Source organism: Devosia enhydra (assembly GCF_900119845.1).
Lineage (GTDB): Bacteria > Pseudomonadota > Alphaproteobacteria > Rhizobiales > Devosiaceae > FPKU01.
Window position 1 is genome coordinate 291,943 of record NZ_FPKU01000002.1, and the last position, 25,445, is coordinate 317,387.

Here is a 25,445-nt window from a genome sequence, read left to right on the forward strand (position 1 = left end):
ATCAGCCCTGAATGTAGGAGAAATTGCCGTCGATATCGAACCAGCAATTAAAGAAGGTCGAGCTGCCGCCGCGGTCGAACCACCCCTGCACCACATAGTTGCCGCCGCTCTGGAACGCGGCGTTGGTGGTGATGTCCTGCGGACGGACGCTGAAGCGCGCCGAGGCTTCGCCGGCGCAATAGCGCGACATCTCGGCGGTCGTCATGCCCGGACGCACGGGCGCCGCCGGCCCCACCTGCTGGGGATAGAGGGGGTAGGAGGGGAGCGTCACGGCCGGAGGCGCCACCGGCCGCTGCGGCGGCGGGCGGCTCGGGCGCTGGGCCGCCTGGGGGAAATCCTCGTGCAGGTAGCGCGCCGCGACCCAGCCGGTCAGGCCCCAGCTGGTATGGATGCGGCACCATTGCTGGTCGCTGCCGGCCTGGCAGCCCAGATTGTCGGCCCGGTCGCCATCGACCAGCTTGCCCACGACGGCGCCGGTGGTCGATGCGCTCGAGCGCACATTGAGCGTGCCGCCATTGAGCCCCTGCACCACCCACTGGCTCGGGCCGGTGGGGTTGGCTGCGTGGGAGGGAAGCGGGGCCGGGGCGGCCGCGGCCCTCCCTTCGACATAGAGCGTCAGGCTGTAATTGGCGCGCTCGTTGCGGCGGGCCGCATTGCGCATCAGATAGACGGTGATGACATAGGTGCCGCTCGAGGGGATATCGACGCTCGTGCCATTGCCCGAGATCGAGCCGTTATAGAGCGCCGCCGAAGCGCCGGGCGCAGTGATGTTGAAATAGGCGCTGGCATTGTCGACATCGAGGTTGACGCTCATCTTCTGGCCGGCCGAAACCCCGATGCGGTAATTGACCGCCTGGTTGCCGACGATGGTGTCGGTGATCGTCGTGCCGCTGGCGCCGCGCGGAAACCGGACCTCGACAGACCGTTCCTGGGCCGAGGCGCCGATGGGCGCCGCGATCACGGCCATGGCGAGCGCCGCCGCGGCGATGAGCGCCCTCAAGGGATGAAAGCCTGCAAACATAATGCTCTCCACTGCAAGGATGCGCCGGCTCCGGCCTTGTCCTGTCAAGACGACGATCGCCGGGATGCGCCTGTCGTCGGTCTCATCATCGCATGCGGCGCGGCCTGCAACTATCCACAATGCGAAATCAGTGATCGTTCAAATTGTCGGCGTGTCATGGCTCGCTGAATGCCACCGTGCTAAGCAGAACGCATCTCAGCGAGCGCGTTTACATGTCTTCGAAGTCTTCAGCTTTTCCGGGGCTCATCGGGCGACGACAGGTCCTGGCCGGCCTTTTGGCCACCCCGATTGCCGGCTGCGCGTCGCTGAGCGGGGTCGAGTTGCAGGCGCTGGGCAACCGCGTCGACCAGGCCTCCCTCGATTTTCGCCCCCTGCATCTGGCCGCGCGGCGGGCCGACGATGCGGCGCGCGACGAAGCCACCATCCGGCGCAACTGGCCCGATACGCGACATGTGGCGACGGTCAGGTCGGTGGATGTGACCTATGTCCTCGAGCGCAACGACAGTGCGCGCACCCAATATGTCTCGATGCCGGGTTCGCGCTCCCTCACTGACTGGCTCGAGGATTTCGACATCTTCCTCAAGCCCGAGGCGCGCTACGGCATTCCGCTGCATCGCGGTTTCGAGGATGCGGCGCTTGCCGTCTATGAGGACCTCAAGCCCCGCCTCGACAAGGCCCACCGCACCCATCTCATAGGCTATTCGATGGGCGCGGGCGTTGCCGCCGTGCTCTCGCTTTATATGGCCGAGGATGGCTACAACCTCGTGCGCACCACCACGTTCGGCCAGCCCCGCGTCACCAATGCCAGCGGCGTTGCGGCCCTCTCCCGCCTGCCGATCACGCGGGTGGTCAATGCCGATGATTTCGTCTCGATGGTGCCCACCTTCCCCTTCGAGCATTTCGGGGAGGAGGTCATTCTCCATGACGGGCCGGACTATGTCTACCTGACCCATCAGGACGCCAACCGCCTGTCGATCGGCGAAATCTGGCGCCAGCACCACGGGCTCGACATCGCCGCCCACAGCTCTGCCACCTATGTCGCGCGGCTGGCGGCCAAGGTCGCCGGGGCGCGCCCGGTGCCCTATCTCACGCGGCTGGCGTGAAGCGGATGGCCGTGCACGGCAGCTCGAGCCCGCATCTGGTCCACACCCGCAGCCATGAAGCCACCACCGGGGAGGCGCCGCGCCCCTTTTCGTCGGTGCTGTTCTCGCAGACCAACGGTTTCGATTTCGCCGGCGGCGGCGGGCGCATGCAGAGCACGACGGCCATGCTGCCGCGCCATGGCTTGCGGCTCGGCCGCGTCCGGTCCACCGGCCACGAGATCAGCCTCGTCGAACAGGATCATTTCAGCCTCTTGCTGCCCCTGCGCGGGCTGATCGCGGTGGAGACGCGCGGGCGCTTCTGGGACACGAGGCCCGGAACGCTTCTGGCCGTAGGCACCGGCGCCCGACGCACCACCGCGATTGCCGACAGCGCCCAGGGCTTCGAGGCCGCGCTGCTGATGATCCCGATCCCGTTCCTTGCGCAAACCCTTCATGCCAGGAGCGACCGGGCCGTGCCCTTTGCCGGGCGGTTCGCAACGCTCATGGCGGCGGGAGGGCTCGTTGCGCGCCTGCCCCTGATCCTGGGCGAGCTGATGGAGGCTGAGGCCCAACGGATCGATTCGCGGCGGCTGGGTCATGTCGAAGGGCAGTTGCTCGACATTCTCGGCCTGCTCTTGGATCCGGAGCCCGACGAAGCGCATGCCGCCGATCCTTCGGCCGAGGCGAGGGTCAGCCGGGTAGAGGCGATGATGGAGGAGCGGCTCGCCGAACCGCTGTCGATCACCGCCCTTGCCGGCGAACTGGGCATCGGCCCGCGGCTGCTGCAGATGATGTTCCAGGCCCGGCGCGGCATCTCGCCCCGGCAGATGCTGCACCGCTTCCGCCTGCGTTCCGCCCGGCAGAGGCTGCTGAGCGGCGCGCCCGGCCTCGATGTCACCGGCGTCGCGCTCGAAGCCGGCTTCACCCATCTGGGCCGCTTCGCCCATGCCTACCGCGTGGCATTCGGCGAATGGCCGCGCCAGACCCTGCTGCGCAGCCGCCGGCTCGCCTGAACCCCACACCGCCCGACAGGGCGGATGGCCGGCAAGTGTGGCGGAGCCGAGGGTTGAATGGTAGTTTTGCGCCATCACTCGAAGATGGAAGAAACCATGTCGCCCTTTGCTCTTACGCCCGCCCGAAAAGAGCGACTTGCGGATATCGTCTACGGGCAGATCCTCACCGAGATCAGCTCGGGCCAGCACAATGCCGGGGACAAACTGCCGTCGGAGGCCGAGCTCTCGCTGCGCTTCGGGGTGTCGCGGCCGGTGGTACGCGAGGCGCTGTTGCGCCTGGGCAGCGACGGGCTGGTGCAGTCGCGCCGGGGCATCGGCACCTTCGTGTCCAAGAAGCCCTCGACGCGGCTGACAGAGCTTGCCGATTCTTCTGAACTCTCGTGGTATCTCCGGGCCTTCGAGCCGCGCATCGTGCTCGAGACCGAAGCAGCCCGGCTCGCCGCCGAGCGCCGCACCCGCGCCGATATCGAGCGGGCGCGCACGGCCATCGAGGAATTGCGCGTGGCGATCGCCGCCGGGGAGCTGGGCCAGGCGCAGGACATCGCCTTCCACGAGGCCATTGCCGAGGCGGCGGGCAATGATTTCTTCGGGGCGCTGCTCAACGATCTGCGCGCGCCGGTGACCCAGACGATGAATATCGGGCTCGAACTGGCGCGCGGACGCTCAGCCGGCCGCAGGCTGCGCATCATTGAGGAGCACACCCGCGTGCTCGATGCCATTGCCGCGGGCGATGGCGAGGCCTCGGCCAGCTACATGAAATACCATCTGCTGCAGGCCCGCGCCGCGCTGCTCGATGCGCAGCATCTCGAAGCCAGCCAGGCGCTGGGCGGCGGCCCGCAGCGCTGAGGCTGTACCGCGCGGCCTTAGTGCAGGATCTGCGCGAGGAATTCCCTCGCCCGCTCGCTGCGCGGCGCCGAAAAGAACGCCTCCGGCTCTCCCGCCTCGATGATCGCCCCGCGATCCATGAAGATCACCCGGTCGGCCACCTGGCGGGCGAAGTTCATCTCATGGGTGACGCAGATCATCGTCGCCCCGCCCTGGGCGAGTTCGACCATGGTGTCGAGCACTTCGCGCACCATTTCGGGGTCGAGCGCCGAGGTCGGCTCGTCGAACAGCATCACGTCGGGGCTCATCGAGAGCGCCCGGGCGATGGCGACGCGCTGCTGCTGGCCGCCCGAGAGCTGGATGGGGTATTTGTCGGCCTGCTCGGGAATGTGCACGCGCTTCAAGAACCGCTCGGCGGTGGCACGCGCCTCGTCCCTCGACATCCCCTTCACCTTCATTGGCGCGATCATGCAGTTTTCGATCACCGTCATGTGCGGGAAGAGGTTGAAGTTCTGGAACACCATGCCGGTGCGCCGCCGCACCGCATCGATCGAGGCGCGCGTGCCAGAGAGCGGAATGCCGCAGACCACGAGGTCGCCCGACTGATGCTGTTCGAGCGCGTTGATGCAGCGGATCAGCGTCGACTTGCCCGAGCCCGAGGGCCCGCAGACCACGATGGTCTCGCCCTTGCTGACCTTGAGGTCCACATCCGCGAGCGCCTGGAATTTTCCGAAGAACTTGCAGACCTTGCGGGCCTCGACCACGGTATCGTCGATGTCGGCCATGATCGTCTCCTCCTGCGCCCGGGGCGGATCGCCCGCGATCAGCGGATCTTGGGGTCGAGCGCGCCCGACTGGTAGCGCTTTGCCATGTCGGCCATGGGAATGACCTTGATCTTTCCGGCGTGCCCAGCGGTGCCGAATTCCTCGAGCCGCTGGCGGCAGAGCCTGGTGATCGCATCCATGCCCGGCTTCATCATGTTGCGGATGTCGAATTCCTTGGGGTCCTCGTGCAGTACCCGGCGGATCTGCCCGACCAGCGCCATGCGGTTGTCAGTATCGATATTGACCTTGCGCACGCCATGCTTGATGCCGCGCTGGATTTCCTCGATCGGCACGCCCCAGGTCTGTTTGATGTCAGCGCCATAGCGGTTCATGATGTCCTGGAGTTCCTGGGGCACCGAGGACGAGCCGTGCATGACGAGATGGGTCTCGGGCAGGCGGCGGTGGATTTCCTCGAGCCGATCCATGGCCAGCACGTCGCCATCGGGCTTGCGGCTGAACTTGTAGGCGCCATGCGAGGTGCCCATGGCGATGGCCAGCGCATCCACATGGGTGGCGCGCACGAAGTCCACCGCCTGGTCGGGATCGGTCAGCATGCGCTCGTCATTGCGGCTTTCGAGCTTGCCGAGGACGCCGATCTCGCCTTCCACCGATGCGCCCATCCAGTGGGCCATGCGCGAGACGCTGCCGGTGACGCGGACATTGTAGTCATAGTCGGACGGGCTCTTGCCATCCTCGAGCAGGGAGCCATCCATCATCACGGAGGTGAATTTATGCTGGAGCGCCGTGGCGCAGGTGGCTTCGCTGTTGCCATGGTCCTGGTGCACGACCATGGGGATATGGGGAAACTGCTTTTCGAGCGCCGCGAACAGGTGCTCGATCATGATGTCGCCGGCATAGGCCCGGGCCTTGGTGCCCACCTGCAGGATCACCGGGGCATCCACCGCATCGGCGGCGGCCATCACGGCCAGCATCTGCTCCATGCTCGTGACGCTGAAGGCAGGGACGCCATACTGGTGCTCGGCGGCGTGATCGAGGAGCTGGCGGAGGGTGATGCGGGACATGAAAGAGGCCTTCCGGAAGGGGGAGACCCCGCGTCATCGCGCGGGGCCGATGAGGGATCAGAAGCGCGGCAGTTCTTCGTTGACGATGCCGAGCCATTCCTGCTGGGCCGCCTGGATCTCGCCCGAGTTCCACAGCAGCATGATCTCGGTGTTGAGCCACTGATGCAGGTCGAAATCGCCGCGACGCACGCCGATGCCCATCGGGGACTGGCGGACGGCGAACTTGCGCTGGAACTGGTCGGTTTCCTTGTTGATGGCGTTGGCCGCGGCGACGCCCGAGACGATGGCATCGACCTGGCCCGAGAACAGGGCCTGGTTGGTGGCCGCATCATCCTCGAAGCGCTGGATGTTGGTGCCTTCGATGGCCTTGTCGGTGATGATGGTGTCGTTGGTGGTCGAGCGCGTCACGCCGACCCGCTTGCCCACGAGGTCCTCAAGAGAGGCGATGGCAGCGCTGGTGGGCGCGATGATCATCTGCTCATCGACATAGATGGCGTTGGTGTACATGATCGCCTTGGCGCGTTCGGCGGTGATGCCGAGCGAGGAGATGACGATATCCACCTTGTTGCTGGTGAGGTTGGGGATGCGCGCCTGCGAGACCTGGTCGAGGATTTCGAGCTCGACGCCCAGATCGCGGGCGATCAGGTTGGCGATGGCCACGTCGAAGCCGGCCGGCTGCAGGTTGGCGTCGGTCATGCCATAGGGCGGGGTCGAGAGCGAGATGCCGACCACGATCTTGCCGCGCTGCACGATCTCGTCGAGCGTGTTGGTGGCCTGGGCCAGGGTGGCCGATGAGAGCGCGGCGGTTGCCGCGGCGGCCAGCACGAGGCCTTTTACGAAACGCATCATCTTAGGTTCTCCTCCATGTGTGATGAGCTAGACGCTCAGCCGCTTTTCGAGGCGTCGGCTAAAGAGCGTGATGGGAAAGCAGACGAGAAAGTAGAACAGGGCCGCCGTGAGATAGACTTCGAGCGGCTTGAAGGTGGCATTGCTGACGATCTGGGCGGTGCGGGTCAGCTCCACGATGCCCACCACCGAGGCGAGCGAGGTGTTCTTGATCAGCTGCACGAAGAACCCCACCGTCGGGGGCGTCGCGATGCGGATCGCCTGCGGGATGATGATGTGGCGCATGGTATCGGCGCCGCTCAGCCCCAGCGCATGGGCGCCTTCGCGCTGCCCCACGGGCACCGACTGGATGGCGCCGCGCCAGATATCGCCCAGGAACGCCGCGGCATAGAACGAGAAGGCGACCGCGATCGCCGTCAGCGGCGCCACGGTGAACCCCAGATAGGTCGAGCCGAAATAGGCGATGAACAGCGTCACCAGCAGCGGGGTGCCCTGCACCACGAAGATATAGACCTGCGCGATGCGGCTCAGCACCGGGTTGGCCGAAACGCGCATCAGCGTCAGCACCGAGCCGGCGATCGAGCCGCCGATGAGCGCGATGGCCGCGAGCCCGATGGTCCAGCCGAGGCCGGTGAGCATGAAGTAGACGTGGTTGAGGCTGAATTGCTGGAACATGGTTCAGCGCCTCAGGAACTTGAAGGGAAACAGCAGGCGTTCCAGCACCGTCATGCCGCCCTTGAGCGCGGCCACCAGCGCCACATAGATGAGGGCGATGATGAGATAGACCTCCATGTTGCGCAGGGTGAGGCCCTGGATGTCGTTGCCCACGCTCGTCAGTTCGGCCACCGAAATGGCCGAGACGACGCTCGAGGACAAAAGCAGCAGGATGAACTGGGCAACGAGCGAAGGAAACACCGAAGCCAGCGCCGGCTTCAGCACCACATGGCGGAAGATGGTGAGGGGCGACATGCCCAGCGCCCGGCCCGCCTCGATCTGCCCCCTGTTGATCGACTGGATGCCGGCCCGGATGATCTCGCTGGTATAGGCCCCGCCATAGATCGACATGGCGAGGATGGCGGCGCTGACCGGATCGAGCCTCAGGCCCAGGGCCGGCAGGCCGAAATAGATGAGGAAGACCTGCACGATGAAGGGCGTGTTCCGGATCACCTCGACATAGGCGAAGACGGGCAGGCGCAAGAGGCGGTTGCCGCTGAGGCTGAGCACGGCGGCAAGCACCCCGATGGCGAGCGCGAACACCATCGCGGCGAGCGAAATCTGCGCCGTCAGCCAGACGCCATCGACGAGCCGGTCGGCGCGCGAGAACACGCCCGAAAAATCGAGCGGGTTCATCGGCAGGCCTCCGCGCCCATGTCGGCCAGCGCGGTCATGGGCGTGCCACGCCCGCTGCGGCGAGCCGGCCATAGGCGGGGGCGAATTCCTCGCCCGAGGGCACCATCACCACCCCGTCGTCCCAGGCCGGATGCGTCGGCCAGGGGTGTGCCAGCCGGTCGGTCAGGGCGTTGAGCCTGTCCATGATGCGCGGGGCGCTGGCAGCGAGTTCGGCCTCCATGGCGGCGAGATCGGGGAAGCGCCGGAACGCCTCGGCCCAGATGGCGCGGCCGGCAAGATAGCCGCTGGCGCCCGAGCGATAGGCATAGGTCAGGAGCCGCAGGAAATCATCGGGCGCCGCGCCGCCGCTCAACAGCACCCAGGGCCGGCCGATGCCCCGCGCCAGCCGGTCGAACCTTGCTTGAACCGCAGCAGCATCCGGCCCGTCGGGATCGGGCACATCGGCGACATCCACCGGAGGTTCGAGCTTGTAGAGCTCGACGCCTTCGGGGTCCATGACATCGGGGTCCGACAGCGCCTCGAGGGCCAGGTCGGCCCGGCGCGCCGCGAAGGCGTCGGCCGTCTCCCCTGGAAACGGATAGACGAGGAATTCGAGCACGAAGGCGATGTCGTTTTGCGCGCAGGCGGCCTTGACGCTTTCGACATAGGCGATCTGATGGGCCCTGACCTCCGGGCTCGCATCGCGGCGATACCAGAGATTGACCTTGACCGCATCGCCCCCGATCCGGCGGATGACGGCGGGGTCCCAGCCCGGAATGTTGCGCGATCTGCGCCCGGTCTCGGTCACTTCCCACGTCGCCCATTCGGTCGCGACCAGAAGGCCGCCGCGCGGCGAGAGCCCGTCGATTGCGGCCGCATAACCCAGCGGCGGATCGATCAGCACGGCCGAGGCCTTGGCCGAAAGATGCTTGCCGAGCAGGCGCTTGACAGAGGCCACATCGGCATAGGGGGCATGGTCGAGCCCGCGCGCCGCCTTGATCGGATTGACGATGGGGCCGGTCTGGTCCATCGCCAGCATCTTGAAGCGTCCCGCGTCATCGGCGAGGCGGCGCAGGCCCCAGAGCTTGCCCGGCGTGATGTTCATGGCCGCCCGCCCTCGAGCAGGGCGCTGACGGCGGCGCGGTCGGGAATGCTCTCCCAGCCGCTGCCGGCGGCGCATTTGAGCGCGGCCGTGGCGCTGGCAAAGCGCGCCGCGCCTTCCACGTCAAGCCCCTCGGCCAGCCCCAGCGTATAGGCGCCGTGGAAGATGTCACCCGCCCCGTTGGTGTCGATGGCCTTGACCGGGAAGGCCGGCACGTTGCGCACCTCATCGCCCTCGAGCCAGAAAAAGCCGTGCTCGCCATCGGTGACGGCGACGACCCCGCGGCAGAGCCCGCGCGCATGCCGCAGCCCTGCCGCGATATCGGACGTTCCCGCGAGCCGCGCGAGGCAGGCCGCCGAGAACACCACATGGTCGGGCAGGTCGAGCAGCCGGCGCACCGCGTCCATGTCACCCACATCGGCATCGAGCACCGAGACGATGCCGCGCTCGCGCGCCGCACCGAAGACGGCCGCCGCGCCTTCGGCCCAGCTGTAATCGGCCATCACCGCATCGACGCCGTCGAGTTCGTGCAGCGGCAGCCAGTCGGCGTCGTCACCCAGATTGCGCCCGATGAAGCCGAAGGCCATGCGGTCGCCATCGGGGGAGACGAGAATGGTGCCGATGGGGCTGACCCCGCCAGGCACGCGGCGCACGGCGCCCGTCTCGACCCCCGCCGCCCCGAGCCGTGAGAGGATCTGGTCGCCGGTATCGTCCTGACCGAGCCGGCCCCAATAGATGGTGTCGGCGCCGAGCGCCGAGATGGTGTAGGCCGCCGTCGCGGCAATGCCGCCACCTGTCCGGCGCACATCGAGCGCACGCAGCTTGATCGGCGCCGAGGGCAATTCGGGCAGATAGACGATCGTGTCGAGAAAGGCGTTGCCCAAGGTCACGATACGGCTGCGCGCCATCACAGTCCTCTTTGCCCGCCGATCGGGGCACCGGTCCGCCGCGCTTCAAAAGAAACGCGGGCCGCGCCTCGTCGCGATGCATCCTCCGCCGGTTCGGCCCGGCCTGGTTGATCTCTGGCAGGAGGCTTACCGCTCGCTTGACATGTAGTCAATCTTTTTTACAAGTGCCTGCATCTGCGGGCCGCTATAGAAGCGGCGGCGCAGTGGATCAGCGAAAACAGCGCCCCGGTCCTGACCGGGCAAGAGGGAGCCAGGCGATGATCGGCAGCACGATCTCGCGTCATGTCGTGGGCAGCATCGCGGGCACGCCCGTCGAGGCCTTCCGGCTATCCGGCGGAGACACCAGTATCGAGGTCATCAGCTTCGGGGCGATCCTTCGACGGCTCACCCGGCCTGACCGAAACGGACAGGTGGACGACATCGTCCTCGGCTATGACGACCCTGAAGCCTATGTCGGCACCCCCGGCAATGCCGGAGCCGTGTGCGGGCGCTATGGCAACCGCATCGCCAATGGTCGCTTCACCCTCGATGGCACGGTCTACGAGCTGCCGCGCAACAATGGCGACCATCACCTGCATGGCGGGGCCCAGGGTTTCGGCAAGCGCTTCTGGACGCCTTATCCCGACCCCGACGGCAATGCCGTGGAGTTCCGGCTCTTGAGCGAAGATGGCGATGCAGGCTATCCTGGCACCCTTGAGGCGAGCACGCGCTACGCGCTTGCGGCAGACGGGACGCTGACGATCACGATGTCCGCCACCACAGATCGCCGGACGATCGTCAATCTCGTCCATCACGGCTACTGGAACCTTGCCGGGCATGCGAGCGGCAGCATCGCCGAGCAGGTCCTGCAGCTCGATGCCGATCACTATACCCCGACCCATCCCGACAAGATCCCGACCGGCGAGATCGCCCCGCTGGCCGGCACTGCCTTCGACTTCTCCCGCCCCAGAGCCATCGGCGCCGATATAACGACGGTTGCGGGCGGCGGGTATGACCATAACTGGTGCCTGAGGCCGGCCGAGAGCGGCATGCGCCGCTGCGCCGTGGCCTGGGACCGGGCCAGCGGCCGGCGCCTAGAACTCCACACCAACCAGCCCGGCGTGCAGTTTTATACCGCCAATCATTTCGCCAATGCGCCCGCAACGGGCAAGGGCGGCGCGCCCTATGGAGCCCATGCCGGCTTCGCGCTCGAAACGCAGACCTTTCCCAACGCTCCCAACGAACCGGCCTTTCCCTCGCCGGTGCTCTCCCCCGGCGCATCCTACGATCATCGCATGGTGTTGCGCTTTTCCACTGAACAGGACTGGATCGCATGACCGCACTCGGCATTTCCCTCGACGCCTGGCTGGCTGAGGCCGCCGATCCCGAGCTCGCCTCGGTGATCGCCGATATCGCGGCCGCGAGCCTCGAGATTTCCGCGCTGGTGCGCGGCGGCGATCTCTCGGGCCCGCTCGGGGAAGCCGGCGCCAGCAATGTGCAGGGCGAGACGCAGAAAAAGCTCGACGTCCTCTCCAACGACCTGCTGCGCGATGGCCTTTCGCGCAATCCCCGCATCGCCGCCATCGCGTCGGAAGAAGAAGACCATTCCGCCTGGTTCGGCCATGCCGACGGGCGCTATCTCGTCGCCTTCGATCCGCTCGACGGGTCGAGCAATATCGATGTCAACGTCACGATCGGCACCATCTTCTCCATCCTGCCGCGCGGCGATGCGCCCGAGGGCGACGGCGCCTTCCTCCAGCCCGGCACCGCCCAGCTCTGCGCCGGCTATTTCGGCTATGGCCCGCAGACGGTTCTGGTCCTGGCGCTCAACGGCCGCGTGGTGCAGTTCACGCTTTCGCCCACGGACAACCGCCTGCTGCTCACCCATCCCGATATCCGCATGCCGACGGGCACGCGCATGATCGGCGGCAACATCTCCAACATGCGCCGATGGGACCCTGCCCTTGGCGATACGGTCGCCACCATGATGGCCGAAGGCGGCTACAACCAGCGCTGGGTGGGCTCGATGATCGCCGACATCCACCGCATGCTGCACCAGGGCGGGGTATTCCTATACCCCTTCGACAGCCGCCAGCCCAAGGGCAAGCTGCGGGTGCTCTACGAGTGCAGCCCGATGTCCGCCATCGTGGAAAGCGCCGGCGGCAAGGCGGTGTCGGGCACCGGGCGCATCCTCGACCTCCAGCCCACGGGCCTCCACCAGCGCACCGGCCTGATCTGCGGCGATGCCGCGATCGTGGACGCCCTTATCAACCCCCTCCCTGCCGCAGGCTGACCCTGCGGCCGCTGTTTTTCGTCCCGGTCATGCTATAGCTGCTCTGAAACTGCAGTTTCAGGGCAGGTGGCATGAAAACGCTCGCGCAGAAGTCTTTCCTGGGCCGCATCCGTGCGGCCCTGCCGGAGCTTCATCCGGCCGAGCGGCGGCTGGGCGAGTTCCTGTGCGACTTTCCCGGCGAGCTGGCGAGCTATGACGCGCAGGAGCTGGCGCGGCTCGCCAATGTCTCGAAGGCGACCGTGTCGCGCTTCGTGCGTCGGCTCGATTATGCAAGCTATGAGGAGGCGCGGCGCCACGCCCGCGAGGAGCAGCGCTCGGGATCGCGGCTGTTTCTCAGCCACCCGGGGGACGCGAACCCCGAGGCCTCGCTCGTTGCCGCCATCGCACAGGGCAAGGCCAATCTCGACCAGACCTTCACCACCATCACGCAGGCCGAGATCGATGCGCTGGCCGGCGCCATACTCGGGGCCCGCAAGGTCTGGATCATCGGCTTCCGGGCCAGTCATCCGCTCGCCGACTACCTCCAGTGGCAACTGATACAGGTGGTCGAGACCGCGATTTCGATCCCCGGGGGCGGGGAAACCCTGGGCGAGCATCTGGCCAGCGTTCGGGCTGAGGACTGCGTCGTGCTTTTCGGGCTGCGGCGTCGCGTCTCCGAGATGGATGCGGTGCTCGACTATCTCTCGGCCAGCCGGGCCGCGCTCGCCTATATCACCGATGAAGGGGTGGAGATCGAGCGCCGCGCCCGCTGGCACATGCGCTGCCACACCGCCTCCACCGGTCCGCTGTTCAACCATGTTTCGGTGATGGCGCTCTGCCACCTCATCGTCACCCGCGCCATCGACCTGTCGGGCGCCGCCGGACGCGCCCGGCTGCGCCGAATCGAGGCGGCCAATGACGGGCTCGGCGAACTCTAAGCCGCTTCTGAGAGCGCCGCACTGCACCGGGCGACGGGCTTTCAGCACCGGGAAAGCCATGGGCTGCCCCATTAATCAGCAGCCTCCGACCGGCTTTTGCTGAAACTGTAATCAGCAGCACGGCTCCGCTGGGAATGCCATAATCTGGAAAATCGCGATAAGTCTTTGCGCCAAATATGGAACTACAATTTCATATTGACTTGGCATGAAATCTGCATTGCATATTGCGTCAGCCGAGTGGCTTGGCAGGCCCTCAGGGCTTCAGCAGTTTAACCGCCGCCGCCGCTCTCTTGCGGCGCATGCGGCACTGACACGGAAGGCAATTGAAGTGGTCACCCGTTCGATCCTGACAGCCTTGGCCCTCGCCACGCTGTTTGCTCCCGCCGCCTATGCCCAGTCGCTGTCGCTCAAGGTGCTCGGCCAGCCGGCCGGCTCGGGCCTCATCGCCCAGAACAAGGAGAAGCCCTTCTTCGAAGCCCTCGGCGCCAATGCCGGCATGGACGTATCGGTGCAGTATCTGCCGGTCGATGTCGCCGGCATTCCGGATTCCGACGGGCTGCGCGTGCTGAAATCCGGGCTCTTCGACATCGTCTCCATTCGCGGCCCGCAGGTGAGCCGCGACGAGCCGTCGATCCTCGGGCTCGACCTGATCGGGCTCAATACCAGCTACGAGGCGGGCCGCGCCCATATCGAGGCCTTTTACGAGACGGTCGATGGCCGCCTGCAGTCCCAGTTCAACGCCAAGCTGCTCGGGGTATGGCCGGCGGGGCCGCAGATCATCTTCTGCAAGCCCGAAATCGGCGGCCTTGCCGACCTCAAGGGTCTGAAGGTGCGCGTCGGTGACCAGAGCGCGGCCAATTTCATGGCCGGGCTCGGCGCCACCGGCGTGCCCATGCCCTTTGGCGAGGTGCAGCAATCGCTCGCCCGCGGCGTGGTCGATTGCGCCGTCACCGGTCCGGCTTCTGCCAATTCGGGCGGCTGGCCGGAAGCGACCACCACGGTGCTGCCTTTGGCCCTGCAGATGGCGGTGAACGGCTACGCCATCAACCTCAACAAATGGAACGCCATGTCGGCTGAAGACCAGGGAAAACTGCAGGCGGCCATCACGGCGCTCAGCACAGACATCTGGGCCTATTCCGAAGAGCTCTATGCCGACGCCATGCGCTGCAACAGCGGCCAGACCCCCTGCGCACTGGCCACCTCCTATACGCTGAAGCAGGCTCCGGTGTCCGATGAAGACGTCGCCACCGTCGCCTCGGCGGTCGCCGACGTTTCGCTGCCCGTCTGGGCCCAGCAATGCAATGCGGTCTTTGCCGAGTGCGAGACGAAGTGGCGCGAGACGGTCGGCGTCCAGCTCGGCCTCTGAGGCCCTCTGCGTGGGAGAAGACCGATGAAACGCATCGCCTTGCTGTCGGGCATCACGTTTGGCGCGATCATGATCGTGCTGTCATTTGCCATTGCCGCGGAGACCATCCTGCGGAAATTCTTCTCCCACTCCATGGGCGGTATCGATGAACTGGGCGGCTATGCCGTCGCCATCGTCGCGCCGCTCGCCTTCATCGTGGCGGCCCATGAGCAGGCCCATATCCGCATCAACGTGCTGCACGGCCAGCTGCCGCTGCGGGCGCGGGCATGGCTGAATGTCGTCGCTGCGGTCTCGCTCAGCCTGCTCGCGCTGTTCCTGCTCTACTTCACCTTCAAGACGGTGCAGGACACGCTGGCCTACCGCTCCATCGCGCAGACGCCATGGGCGACCCCGCTGATCTACCCACAGGGGGTGTGGCTGGTCGCAATGGCCTCCTTCGCCATCGGAACGCTGGTGATCGCGGCCCGAACGGTGATGCTGGCCTTCCGCGGCGACTGGCAGACGCTCGATCGCCGCTATGGGCCGGGCTCTCCGCAGGACGAACTCGAGGCCGAACTCGCCGATCTTAAGGCCCGCGACGGAATGCAGTCCGACGAGGTCAAGCCATGAGCATCACCATTGTCGCCATCGGCTTTGCCATCATGCTGGCCCTGATGTTTCTCGGCATCCCGGTGGCCGTCGCCATCGTCGCCGTCGGGGTGCTGGGCGGGCTCGTGTTTTACGGCATGCCGCTCGTCGACATGATGGGCGGCGTGGTGTGGACGAGTTTCAACTCGCCCTCGATCCTCGCAATCCCGCTCTTCATGCTTTTGGGCGAACTGCTGCTGCGCGGCGGCATCGCCGACAAGATGTTCGACGCCTTCGCGGTCTGGCTCGATCGGCTTCCCGGCGGGCTGCTGCACACCAATATCGCCACGAGCGCGCTGTTTGCGGCCACCTCGGGCTCCTCGGTGGCCACCGCAGCGACGGTGGGCACCATCGCCCTTCCCGCGCTCAACCAGCGCAACTACCCCATCAGCGCCTCGCTGGGCTCGCTGGCCGCAGGGGGCACGCTGGGCATCCTGATCCCGCCATCGATCAACCTCCTGGTCTATGGCTCGCTGGCCAATGCCTCGGTGGGGCAGCTCTTTGCCGCAGGGCTCATCCCCGGCATCCTTCTGGCGCTGTGCTTTTCGCTCTATATCGCCGTTTTCCAGGGTCGCAGCGGGCGCGATGCGGGCCAGTCCAGGCTCTCTTTGCGCACCAAGCTGAGCTATCTCAAATATCTCTTTCCGCCCTTCCTGATTTTCGGGGTGGTGATGGGGTCGATCTATGGCGGGCTCGCGACGCCCACGGAATCGGCCGCGCTCGGGGTGGTCATGGCCTTAGGCATCGTCGCCGCCATGAGGCGGCTGAGCTGGGCGCTGCTGCTCAATTGCTGCATGCAGGCGGCGCGCACCACCGGCATGACGGTGATCGTGCTGAGCTGCGCCTTGCTGCTCAATGTCACCATCTCGATGCTGGGCGCCACGCAGGTGGTGACCCAATGGGTCGCGGGCTTCGAGCTCAACGCCTTCACGCTGCTGCTGGTCCTGATTGTTTTTTACGTCGTGCTCGGCATGTTCATGGATGCCATGTCGATGCTGGTGCTCACCGTGCCCATCGCGGTGCCGATGGTCGCGGCCGTGGGCGTCGATCCGATCTGGTTCGGCATCTTCATCATCCTGATGTGCGAGATCGCCCTCATCACCCCGCCCGTGGGCATGAATCTCTTCGTCGTGCATGGCCTGCGGCGCGATGGCGGCAGCTTCAACGACGTGGTGAAGGGCGCCCTGCCCTATGTCTTCGTGATGATCGGTTTCGTGCTGCTGATCATGGCCGTGCCGGACATTGTCATGTGGCTGCCCGACAGGCTGGCTGGACGCTGATGCCGGTGCCAGTTGCAGCGATGACCGAGAGGACACTCTTGGTCATCAACCCCAACACCAATAGCGGGGTTACCGGGCGGGTGCGCGTGTCGGTCGAGGCCTGCGCGGCACCGGGCACGCAGGTCGTCGTCGTCAATCCCGAACGCGGCCCGGTGGCGATAGAAACGCCCGAGCACCGGGCCATGGCCGTGCCCAACGTGCTCGATCTCATCGCCCGCGCCCCCGATCATGACGGCTATGTCCTTGCCTGTTTCGACGACATCGCCATCGCCGAGGCGCGCGCGCTCGTGCCCGTCCCGGTGATCAGCATGGCCGAGGCCGGCATCAGGGCGGCAGCGGCGGCACATGATCGGTTCGACGTCGTCACCACCGTGGAGGCTGCCGTGCCCACCATCGCGGCGCTGGTTGCATCCTATGGTATGGCGAACCGGTGCACGGTGCGCGCCACGGGCATCGGGGTTTCGGAGACGGCAGAAGCCGGCCCGAAGGCAGAGGCGGCACTGGCCCGCACCATCTCGGCGTCCCGCGCCGCGGGGGCCGGGGCCATCGTGCTCGGCTCGGGCGCCTATGCAGGCCGGCGCCCGGCGCTGTCCCGCGCCTTCGGCCTGCCCTTCATCGACGGGCTGGAAGCGGCGATCGCCTATTGCGAAGCGCGGACGGGCGCCCTCTGGCAAGCCTGAGACGAGCCCGGCCTCTCAGGCCTCAGTGCATGCCTGCCGAGACATCGAAGATCGGCGGCGGGGCGGCGCCTGCGACGGCGAGAGCGGCGACGGCTTCGCGCACGTCGTCGGGCCGCTCCCGCGCCAGATCGAGGGCCCCGAGATTTTCCGCGATGTGCTCCGGGCGGGTCGCCCCGAACAAGAGCGTGTCGAGCGCGGGGTGGAGGAGGCAGAAGGCCATCGCCAGTTGCGCCGGGGTCACCCCCAGCCGCGCCGCGCCGGCTTCGAGCCCGGGCACCATGGCGCGGATCGCCGGGCGGATGCCGCCCGAATCGCGCGGAATGTTGCGGTCGGGGAACCAGTGCCCCCTGTCCCTGTCGCCGGGATTGTAGCGATCCCGATGCAGATGCCCGGCCAGGATGCCGCCCTCGAGCGTATCGGCGGCCTGCAGCAGGATGCCGGTCCTCTCAAAGAGCGTTTCATAGGGCTCGGATTCCACCACCGAGCGCCGGCACACATTGTATTGCAGTTGCAAAAAGCGCGGCCGCGGCAGGTTGCGGACCACCATCAAATCCATCGCCTCGCCCAACATCTCGGGCGCCCAGAGCGATGCCGCGATCTCGCGCGTCAGGCCCGACGAGACGAGACCCGCCATGGCCGCGACGGCGTCTTCGAGCGCTTCCCCGACCGCCGGGCGCGAGCAGACCACGTAATCGGCATGCGCTATGCCGAGCCGCAGGAGCGATTGCTTGACCAGCGCGTCGCGGCTTTCGAGCGAATTGGTGAACACCTTGATGCCGACGCGGTAGTCGTCGCGCCCCAACCCCAGATAGCGGACGATCTCGCGGAAGCGCTCCTCGTTGGACAGCTCATGGTCCCAGTAGTCGCCCACATCGAACAGCGTGATGCCGAGGTCAAGCGCCCGCCGCACCAGCGCTGCGCCCTCTTCAAGGCTGAGGCGGCTGAAGATGTGCCACGAGCCCAGCGCAAAGCGCCCGGCATCGAGGCGCGCAAGAGAATCAGTCGGCAAGGGTGGCCTCCGGGCTCGTTAGGGCGACGCCCGATGTGGCGAGGAACCGGCCAAGCCGGCTTTCGGGCGGCGCGCCGAAGATCTCCTTTGGGGTCCCTTCTTTCACGATCCGGCCCGCTTCCATGAAGACGATGCGGTCGGCCACGTCGCGGGCAAAGCTCATCTCATGGGTGACGATGACCATGGTCATTCCGCCGGCGGCGAGATCCTGCATAACCTCGAGCACTTCGCCCACCAGTTCGGGGTCGAGCGCGCTGGTCGGCTCGTCGAACAGCATCAGCCTGGGTTCGTTGGCCAATGCCCGCGCAATCGCCGCGCGCTGCTGCTGGCCGCCCGAGAGATGGCGCGGATAGGCATCGACCTTGTCGCTAAGGCGAACCCGGGCGAGCAGCGCGCGAGCTTTCTCCTCGGCCTCCTTCCGGGGCACGCCCAGAACGCGGGTCGGGCCTTCGATGAGGTTTTCGAGAATGGTGTAGTGGCTGAAGAGGTTGAACTGCTGGAACACCATGCCCATCTGGGCGCGCTGTCTCGAGAGGTCCCGATCGCGCAGCGGCAGGAGTTTGCCGCTCTTGTGCTCGAAGCCGAGCAGTTCCCCATCGAGATAGATCGCGCCGGCATCGATGCGCTCGAGCTGGTGGATGCAGCGCGCCAGCGTCGACTTGCCCGAGCCAGACGGCCCGATGATGGCGACCACCGAGCCTTCGGCGACGTCGAGATCGACGTCATCGAGCGCCACCAGCGCGCCGAACTGCTTGCGCACGCGGCGCGCGGAAAGAACCATGCTGTCGCCCGTCATGCTTCGATCCGCCCCTCGACCGCCTTGATGGCGCGGCTGGCGCCGTGCCCCCGGCTGAAATGGCGCTCGATGCCGATCTGGATCACGCTCATGATCGAGACGATGATGAGGTACCAGAGCGTCGCGACCATCAGCAGGGGCACCACTTCGAGCGTCCGGTTGTAGATCGACTGCACCGAATGGAGCAGGTCGGACAGGGCAATGACGCTGACCAGCGAGGTGCCCTTGAGGTTGAGAATGGTCTGGTTGCCCAAAGGCGGCAGGATGAAGCGCATCGACTGCGGAATGACGATGCGGAAAAACGTCTGGGGACCGGTGAGCCCGATGGCGCGGGCCGCTTCGCGCTGGCCCTTGTCCACCGACATGAGCCCGGCCCGGATGATTTCGGATTTATACGCCGCCTCGCCGAGCCCCAGGCCAAGCACCGCGGCGAGGAAGGGCGAGATCAAATCGTTGACGCGCGCCTCGAACAGGGTCGGTCCGAAGGGCAGCCCGAGCGAAATCGAGGGAATGATATAAGCGAGGTTGAACCAGAAGATCAGCTGCACCAGCGCCGGCACCGAGCGGAACACCCAGCTATAGACCCAGGCGAGAATCTGGAAGGGGCGGTAGGCGCTCTCGCGCGCCAGCGCCAGCAGGGTGCCGATCACGAGGCTGAAGACGAAGATGACGAGGGTGAGATAGAGCGTCGTCATGAGGCCGTTCATCACTGCCTGGGCGGTGAAATAGCGCGCCACCACATCCCATTCGAAGCGGGGATTGGCGGCCGCGGCCAGCACCAGCCAGGCGAGGAGCCCGAAGACCAGCGCGCCCACCACGATGCGCCCGATCCTGTCCCGCCTGATGGCGAGGGAGGCATCGTCGGCCGGCAGGGGACGCCGGGCGGCGCCCCCCATGTCAGTGGCAATGGCCATCAAAGGCCGCCGCGGATCGGATTGATGGCGAAGTCCTCGACCAGGAGGTCCGCAAGGCCATAGGCGTCAAAGATCGCCTCATAGGCCCCGTCGGCCGCGAGCTTTTCCATCGCTGCAAGCACGGCCGTGGCCAGCTCGGGGTTCTGCTTGGACATGCCCATGCCCGAGAACACCCCGACCTGGAAGATGTCGGTTTCGGCGCTGAAGGCCGCCAGCCGATCGCTCTGGGTGCTGGCGACGTAGAGCGCGCTGGCAGAGCCCATGACGGTCGTGTCGTTGCGTCCGGACAGCACGGCGACGATGGTGGCGTTCTGGTCGCCATAGGCGTTGACGATCGGCTCAGCCTTGCCGGCCGCCGCGCAGCCAGCCTTCAGCGCTTCCATGTTGCGCTCGACCGGCACGCTGCCCGAGACGATGGCGAGGCTCTTGCCGCAGAAATCGAGCGGATCGCTATAGGTCTCGCCGGCGCGGAAGACGAAGCCCGGCGTCACCTTGATCCAGTTGATGATGTTGAACTGTTCTTCTGTCGCAGCCGAATCGAGGAAGGGGCCCATGCCCAGCTCGTAACGGCCGCTCTCGATGGCGACACGGCTGGCCGCGACGCTGGAATTGTCCTCGATCACCGCATCGAGCCCCATGGTGGCGGCAATCGCGCTCCCGAGATCGATCACGGCGCCGAAGAGCTGCGAGCTCTCATTGGTCATGGTGTAGGGCGTGTTGCCATAGACCGAGATCCGGAGAACGCCCGCATCCCTGATCGCCTGCGGCACCAGCTCGGCAACAGCGGGGTCGGCGGCAATGGCGCTCGCCGCCTCGCCCACCACATAGCCTTCGGCCGCGCCGGCCGGCATGGCACCCAGCGCAAAGGTTGTGCAGGCAAGCGCCAGCAGTGACGTCCGCGTTGAAAACTGCATCGTGATCCTCCCGTTCGAGATGGCCCGTTGTCAGGTCCTCTTCCCATGGCGGACGCTAGCAAGACTGCGTGGAGAGAGGATATAACGCGAGCATTATGTCCATCATTCAACAAGCTGATATCCGCCGCTTCGATGTCGGCACCCTGATGCTGGTCCGCACCATATTGAGCGAGGGCAGCATCACGGCGGCCGCGCGCATCTCGGGGGTGTCGCAACCGGCGGCAAGCAATGCCCTGGCGCGCTGCCGCCGCGCCTTCGCCGATGCGCTGCTGGTGCGCGGTCCTTCGGGCATGGCGTTGACCGCGCGCGGACGCATCCTGCTCGAACAGCTCAACGATGTCGCGCCCCGCATCGAGGCGATGACACGCCCGCCCGAGTTTTCGCCCGAGGCTTCGACCGCCATGATGGCGCTGGGCGCCAGCGATCATGCCAGCCTGCTGCTGATCCCGAGGCTCACCGAGCGCATCAGCAAAACCGCGCCCGAAGTGCGGCTCGCCGTCTCGCTGGTCCAGGCCGGCGGGTCCGATCCGGACCGGCTGGAGCGTGCCGGGGTCGATCTGCGGCTGGGCTGGCTGCAATCGCTGCCGCAATCCTGGTACACCCGCAAGCTCATCGACGACGAGATCGGCATCATCGTGCGGGCCGATGCTGAGGTGACGGCAAAGACCATCGACCGGGCCTTCTTCCTCTCCACCCGCCACGTCGCGCTCGCCACGGACCGGCCCTATTACCAGACGCTGGCCGATCAGGCGCTGGCCCGCCAGGGCATCGAGCGCAAGGTGGGGGTATGGATCACCAATTTTTCGGCCATCCCGCTCATCGTCGCGCAATCGGACATGATCGCCTTCTTTCCCGTTTCCATCGCGCGGATGTATCAAAGCTTTGCCAATATCAAGGTGCTGCCCAGCCCCGTCGAGGTCGGCAGCTACAATGTCTCGATGGCCTGGCACCCCCGCATCCACGAGGATCCGGGCTACAAATGGCTGCGCAGCCAGTTGATCGCGGCAGCCAGCGACCTACCCTGACGTCCTCCTGAGGCCGGGGTGCGCCCCGGCAACCAACCGCATCGAGCCAAGTTATCGGGCTGAACACCCGACGGCACCGAGACCCATTCCCCGCCGCTTCAATCCTGTTTCCCCGCCCGCAGCGTACCCCGCCGCGGCTCGCGACCCCATGCCCGGAGGACCGCATGCACAGTTCTGCCCAGCCGCTGCGCGACGCGGTCGTGGTGATCAGCGACCTCGTGCAGGACCGCTCCGATTTTCCAGAGGCCTCCGAGCCGGTTTTCGAAAGCAACACGGCTGGCGACGTATCGGTCGAGGGCGGCTATCTCGAGCGCCTGCCCCTGGCGCTGGTGCGGGCGGGCCGCGCCCGCTTCGCCGAAATCTGGCACCATCACCGGGGCGAAGCCATCACGGCGCGCCGCGATAACGCTGCCCTCGCGCGCCGCGCCTTTCCCGGGTCCGGCGGCCCCCCCTTTCACTCCGATGCCATGGTGGAGTTCATCCATCGCCATGGCGCGCCCCGCATCCTCTGCGTTTTGGGGCTCGGCGTCTCCGAAGCGGTGCTCGAGGCCTGCGGGGAAAGCCTCATCCTCTACAATTCCATCGACGTGCCGGCCTTGCGGGTGCCGGCCGAAATCAGCCGGCATTTCGACCTCGTGATCACCGGAGCGGACTGGCAGAGCGCCGATGTGCGCGCGCGTCATCCGCACATGCCGACGCTCGTGTTGCCGATCGGGCCGGACTTCGCCTCGCCCGAGACCTTCTTTCCCATCCCCGGGCCCAAACCCTACGACCTCATCTATGTTGCTGCCGCCCAGCCCTACAAGCGGCACGATATCCTCTTTGCCGCCCTCCAGCGCTCGCCCCGCCCACTGAGGGCGCTCTGCGTCATGGGCTATGGCGACGATGGAGACCGATTGCGACACGAAGCACATGCGCTCGGCCTTGCCGTGGATTTCGTCGGGCCGCCCGGCGTCCCGCATGCCGAGGTCAACCGCCTGATGAACACTGCGAAAATCGGCGTCGTCTGCGGGGAAAACGACGGCGCCCCCGCCATCTTGACCGAATATATGCTCGCGGGCCTGCCGGTGGTCGCCAACGCGGCCTTGCGCTGCGGGCTCGACTATATCCGCCCTGAAACCGGCCTCGCTGCCCCCGCCGACCGGTTCGAGCACGCCATCATCGAAGCGCTCGCGTGCGCAGATTTCACACCCCGCCAGACCGTGCTCGATCACTGGGCGTGGCCGCATTCGGTGCGCCACCTCGGCGCCGCCATCGATGCCCTGCACCCCGCCCCCGTCCCCATGCAGCCGGACCTTATGGACATTTCAGCATGAACGAGCATGTCACACCCCATTCCGGCCGGGCCGCCAGCACTCCGGATATCCCGCTGATCTGCTTTTCGCATCTTCGGTGGGATTTCGTATTGCAGCGGCCCCAGCATCTGATGAGCCGGTTCGGACGCACCCGGCAGATCTATTTCTTCGAAGAGCACATCCCCACCGATCATCACGCCCCCTATCTCGAATACCACCCCTATGAGGGCACCGGCATCGTGTCGCTGCGCCCGCGCATCCCGCATCATTGGGACGAGGCGCGGCGGGAGGCGGGGCTGGCCGGCCTTCTCGACATGATGCTGCGGCTCAACGGCATCGTGCGGCCGATCCTGTGGTTCTACAGCCCGGTGATGTTCGGCTTTGCCCGGCATGTCGAGGCCGCCGCGGTGGTCTATGACTGCATGGACGAGCTCGCCAATTTCCGCTTCGCGCCGCCCAATCTCAAGGCGCTGGAAGCTGATCTCATGGAGCGGGCCGACCTCGTGCTCACCGGGGGAGCGAGCCTCTTCGAAGCCCGGCGCCACCGGCACGACAACATCCACGCCTTTCCCTCGGGCGTCGATATCGGGCATTTCGGCGCGGTTCGAGAAGGGCTGGCGCCGGCCGCCGACATTGCCCAACTGCCGGGCAAGCGGCTCGGCTATTACGGCGTCATCGACGAGCGCATCGATCTGGGGCTCATCGACCGGCTCGCGGAAGCGAAGCCCGACTGGTCGGTGATCATGGTCGGCCCCCTCGCCAAGATCGATCCGCGCGACCTGCCGAACCGTCCCAATCTGCATTTCCTCGGGCAGCGCGCCTATGCCGATCTGCCGCACTATCTGGCCGGATGGGACGTGGCGCTGATGCCCTTCGCGATCAATGACGCGACGCGCTTCATCAGCCCTACCAAGACGCCCGAATATCTGGCCGCCGGCCTGCCCGTGGTCTCGACGCCGATCACCGACGTGGTCGAAACCTATGGCGATATCGATGCCGTGCGCATCGCGGCCAGTCCCGAGGACTTCATCGCCGCCTGCGAGGCGGCGCTCGCTCTCGACCCCGCCGCCTATCTGCCGGCGGTGGACGTACGGATCGCGTCGATGGGCTGGGACGAGAGTTTCCGCCGCATCTCAACCCTCCTCGATGCGGCTGTTGCCAATGGCCAGCAATGGCTGACCGCGCCGCGCATCCGCCGCACCCGGCGCGACGGGCCCTATGACTATCTCATCGTCGGCGCCGGCTTTGCCGGCAGCGTGCTGGCCGAGCGGCTGGCCTCGGACGGCGGCAAGCGCGTGCTGCTCTGCGACCGGCGCCCCCATATCGGGGGCAATGCCTATGATCATTTCGATCGCGCCGGCATCCTCGTGCACAAATACGGCCCGCACATCTTCCACACCAACAGCGAGGATATCGTCGCCTACCTCTCCCGCTTCACCGCCTGGCGGCCCTATGAGCATCGCGTGCTGGCGGCCGTCGGAGACCATCGGGTGCCGATGCCGATCAACCGCACGACGCTCAATACGCTTTATGGCCTCGGCCTTGCGAGCGACGCGGAAACCGAAGCCTTCCTCCAGGGGCGCGCCGAGGCCGTCGACCCCATAAGCAGCGCCCGGGACGTGGTGGTGAGCCAGGTCGGCAGCGAACTCTACCGCACCTTTTTCGAAGGCTATACGCGCAAGCAATGGGGGCTCGACCCCAGCGCGCTCGACAAGGCGGTGACCGCCCGCGTGCCCACGCGCTTCAATACCGATGATCGCTATTTCCTCGACCGGTTCCAGGCCATGCCGCTGCATGGCTATACCGCCATGTTCGAGAAGATGATCGATCATGACGGGATCGAGCTGGCACTGGGCGTCGACCATCGCGAGCTGCGCAATCAGCGCCTTGCGCCCCACACCATCTTTACCGGCCCGATCGACGAGTATTTCGACCACCGCTTCGGCGCCCTGCCTTATCGCAGCCTTGCCTTCCGGCACGAGACGCTCGACCAGCGGCGCTTCCAGCCGGTCGCCGTGGTCAATTATCCCGCCCCCGAGGTGCCCTATACGCGCATCACCGAATATAAGCACCTGACCGGCCAGGTGCACCGGCAGACCAGCATCACCTATGAATTCCCGCAGGATGACGGGGACCCATACTACCCCATTCCCCGGCCGGAAAATGCCGCGCTCTACAAGCGCTACGAGGCGCTTGCCCATGAGCATCCCCAGGTCACCTTCGTGGGGCGGCTGGGCACCTATCGCTACTACAACATGGACCAGGTCGTGGGCCAGGCGCTCGCCACCTATCGGCGCATGAGCAGCGTGCCCGAATTCCGCCAGACCGACGCGGTGTCGGCGTGAAAAGGATCGTTCTGGCTACCGACAGCGCGCAAC

General features: G+C 66.3%; 25 protein-coding genes. 13 read left to right on the top strand and 12 right to left on the bottom strand.

Going from position 1 to position 25,445, the window contains the following annotated elements:
- Position 1: 1 nt before the first annotated feature.
- Complete coding sequence (locus BT183_RS10535; RefSeq protein ID WP_072342521.1) at positions 2 to 1,021, bottom strand: SH3 domain-containing protein; 1,020 nt, start codon at positions 1,019 to 1,021, stop codon at positions 2 to 4.
- Between the two features lie 212 nt (positions 1,022 to 1,233).
- Here BT183_RS10535 and BT183_RS10540 point away from each other — a divergent pair, with 212 nt between their 5' ends.
- From BT183_RS10540 to BT183_RS10550, 3 genes are all read left to right on the top strand, one after another.
- A complete protein-coding gene (locus BT183_RS10540) occupies positions 1,234 to 2,124 on the top strand; it encodes a lipase family protein (protein WP_084603446.1) in 891 nt (296 codons plus the stop codon).
- 5 nt (positions 2,125 to 2,129) lie between these two features.
- On the top strand, positions 2,130 to 3,116 hold the full coding sequence (locus tag BT183_RS10545) for a helix-turn-helix transcriptional regulator (protein ID WP_072342527.1): 987 nt from the start codon (positions 2,130 to 2,132) through the stop codon (positions 3,114 to 3,116).
- A gap of 96 nt (positions 3,117 to 3,212) precedes the next feature.
- Entirely contained in the window at positions 3,213 to 3,962 is a 750-nt protein-coding gene (locus BT183_RS10550) for a FadR/GntR family transcriptional regulator (protein WP_072344583.1), read from the top strand.
- A 17-nt stretch (positions 3,963 to 3,979) separates the two neighbouring features.
- Here the strand turns inward: BT183_RS10550 and BT183_RS10555 are convergent, their stop codons facing one another.
- From BT183_RS10555 to BT183_RS10585, 7 genes are read right to left on the bottom strand one after another with little or no spacing between them, the layout of a single operon-like run.
- Complete coding sequence (locus BT183_RS10555; RefSeq protein ID WP_072342529.1) at positions 3,980 to 4,726, bottom strand: amino acid ABC transporter ATP-binding protein; 747 nt, start codon at positions 4,724 to 4,726, stop codon at positions 3,980 to 3,982.
- 38 nt (positions 4,727 to 4,764) lie between these two features.
- Entirely contained in the window at positions 4,765 to 5,787 is a 1,023-nt protein-coding gene (gene fba, locus BT183_RS10560) for a class II fructose-bisphosphate aldolase (protein ID WP_072342531.1), read from the bottom strand.
- Positions 5,788 to 5,844: 57 nt separating this feature from the next.
- Entirely contained in the window at positions 5,845 to 6,636 is a 792-nt protein-coding gene (locus tag BT183_RS10565) for a transporter substrate-binding domain-containing protein (RefSeq protein ID WP_072342534.1), read from the bottom strand.
- A gap of 27 nt (positions 6,637 to 6,663) precedes the next feature.
- A complete protein-coding gene (locus BT183_RS10570; protein ID WP_072342537.1) occupies positions 6,664 to 7,308 on the bottom strand; it encodes an amino acid ABC transporter permease in 645 nt (214 codons plus the stop codon).
- A 3-nt stretch (positions 7,309 to 7,311) separates the two neighbouring features.
- On the bottom strand, positions 7,312 to 7,983 hold the full coding sequence (locus tag BT183_RS10575; protein WP_072344584.1) for an amino acid ABC transporter permease: 672 nt from the start codon (positions 7,981 to 7,983) through the stop codon (positions 7,312 to 7,314).
- Between the two features lie 34 nt (positions 7,984 to 8,017).
- Positions 8,018 to 9,067 carry a tagatose 1,6-diphosphate aldolase gene (locus tag BT183_RS10580; RefSeq protein WP_072342540.1) on the bottom strand — a complete coding sequence of 350 codons (1,050 nt, stop codon included), beginning with the start codon at positions 9,065 to 9,067 and terminating at the stop codon, positions 8,018 to 8,020.
- Positions 9,064 to 9,972 carry a PfkB family carbohydrate kinase gene (locus BT183_RS10585; protein WP_072342543.1) on the bottom strand — a complete coding sequence of 303 codons (909 nt, stop codon included), beginning with the start codon at positions 9,970 to 9,972 and terminating at the stop codon, positions 9,064 to 9,066. Before BT183_RS10585 ends, BT183_RS10580 begins: the two co-directional genes overlap by 4 nt.
- A 257-nt stretch (positions 9,973 to 10,229) precedes the next feature.
- Here BT183_RS10585 and BT183_RS10590 point away from each other — a divergent pair, with 257 nt between their 5' ends.
- The 7 genes from BT183_RS10590 (at position 10,230) to BT183_RS10620 (ending at position 17,114) form a co-directional block, all read left to right on the top strand.
- Positions 10,230 to 11,288 carry an aldose epimerase family protein gene (locus tag BT183_RS10590; RefSeq protein WP_072342547.1) on the top strand — a complete coding sequence of 353 codons (1,059 nt, stop codon included), beginning with the start codon at positions 10,230 to 10,232 and terminating at the stop codon, positions 11,286 to 11,288.
- Positions 11,285 to 12,244, top strand: a complete 960-nt coding sequence (locus BT183_RS10595) for a class 1 fructose-bisphosphatase (protein WP_072342550.1) — start codon at positions 11,285 to 11,287, stop codon at positions 12,242 to 12,244. The genes BT183_RS10590 and BT183_RS10595 overlap by 4 nt, the downstream gene beginning before the upstream one ends.
- Positions 12,245 to 12,315: 71 nt before the next feature.
- Entirely contained in the window at positions 12,316 to 13,161 is an 846-nt protein-coding gene (locus BT183_RS10600) for a MurR/RpiR family transcriptional regulator (RefSeq protein ID WP_072342553.1), read from the top strand.
- A 328-nt stretch (positions 13,162 to 13,489) separates the two neighbouring features.
- The gene (locus BT183_RS10605) at positions 13,490 to 14,527 is read left to right on the top strand and encodes a TRAP transporter substrate-binding protein (RefSeq protein WP_072342556.1); all 1,038 of its coding nucleotides are present in this window, start codon (positions 13,490 to 13,492) and stop codon (positions 14,525 to 14,527) included.
- A gap of 24 nt (positions 14,528 to 14,551) precedes the next feature.
- Positions 14,552 to 15,136, top strand: coding sequence for a TRAP transporter small permease subunit (locus BT183_RS10610; protein WP_072342560.1), 585 nt, complete (start codon positions 14,552 to 14,554; stop codon positions 15,134 to 15,136).
- Positions 15,133 to 16,434 carry a TRAP transporter large permease gene (locus BT183_RS10615; protein WP_072342563.1) on the top strand — a complete coding sequence of 434 codons (1,302 nt, stop codon included), beginning with the start codon at positions 15,133 to 15,135 and terminating at the stop codon, positions 16,432 to 16,434. Before BT183_RS10610 ends, BT183_RS10615 begins: the two co-directional genes overlap by 4 nt.
- Positions 16,404 to 17,114: an aspartate/glutamate racemase family protein gene (locus BT183_RS10620; protein ID WP_244545307.1), complete on the top strand. Its 711-nt coding sequence runs from the start codon at positions 16,404 to 16,406 to the stop codon at positions 17,112 to 17,114. The genes BT183_RS10615 and BT183_RS10620 overlap by 31 nt, the downstream gene beginning before the upstream one ends.
- A 22-nt stretch (positions 17,115 to 17,136) precedes the next feature.
- Here the strand turns inward: BT183_RS10620 and BT183_RS10625 are convergent, their stop codons facing one another.
- Genes BT183_RS10625 through BT183_RS10640 form a run of 4 tightly spaced genes read right to left on the bottom strand, consistent with a single transcriptional unit; the run spans position 17,137 to position 20,747 of the window.
- Entirely contained in the window at positions 17,137 to 18,123 is a 987-nt protein-coding gene (locus tag BT183_RS10625) for an aldo/keto reductase (RefSeq protein ID WP_072342566.1), read from the bottom strand.
- Complete coding sequence (locus BT183_RS10630) at positions 18,113 to 18,919, bottom strand: amino acid ABC transporter ATP-binding protein (protein ID WP_072342569.1); 807 nt, start codon at positions 18,917 to 18,919, stop codon at positions 18,113 to 18,115. Before BT183_RS10630 ends, BT183_RS10625 begins: the two co-directional genes overlap by 11 nt.
- Entirely contained in the window at positions 18,916 to 19,833 is a 918-nt protein-coding gene (locus tag BT183_RS10635; RefSeq protein WP_072342572.1) for an amino acid ABC transporter permease, read from the bottom strand. The genes BT183_RS10630 and BT183_RS10635 overlap by 4 nt, the downstream gene beginning before the upstream one ends.
- Positions 19,833 to 20,747, bottom strand: a complete 915-nt coding sequence (locus BT183_RS10640) for a transporter substrate-binding domain-containing protein (protein WP_072342575.1) — start codon at positions 20,745 to 20,747, stop codon at positions 19,833 to 19,835. Before BT183_RS10640 ends, BT183_RS10635 begins: the two co-directional genes overlap by 1 nt.
- Positions 20,748 to 20,842: 95 nt before the next feature.
- Here BT183_RS10640 and BT183_RS10645 point away from each other — a divergent pair, with 95 nt between their 5' ends.
- The 3 genes from BT183_RS10645 to glf all read left to right on the top strand — a co-directional run bounded on the left by BT183_RS10645 (position 20,843) and on the right by glf (position 25,412).
- Positions 20,843 to 21,772, top strand: a complete 930-nt coding sequence (locus BT183_RS10645; RefSeq protein WP_072342578.1) for a LysR family transcriptional regulator — start codon at positions 20,843 to 20,845, stop codon at positions 21,770 to 21,772.
- Positions 21,773 to 21,936: 164 nt separating this feature from the next.
- On the top strand, positions 21,937 to 23,088 hold the full coding sequence (locus tag BT183_RS10650; protein ID WP_143145763.1) for a glycosyltransferase: 1,152 nt from the start codon (positions 21,937 to 21,939) through the stop codon (positions 23,086 to 23,088).
- Between the two features lie 110 nt (positions 23,089 to 23,198).
- Positions 23,199 to 25,412, top strand: a complete 2,214-nt coding sequence (gene glf / locus BT183_RS10655) for a UDP-galactopyranose mutase (protein ID WP_084603560.1) — start codon at positions 23,199 to 23,201, stop codon at positions 25,410 to 25,412.
- The last annotated feature ends 33 nt before the right edge of the window (positions 25,413 to 25,445 follow it).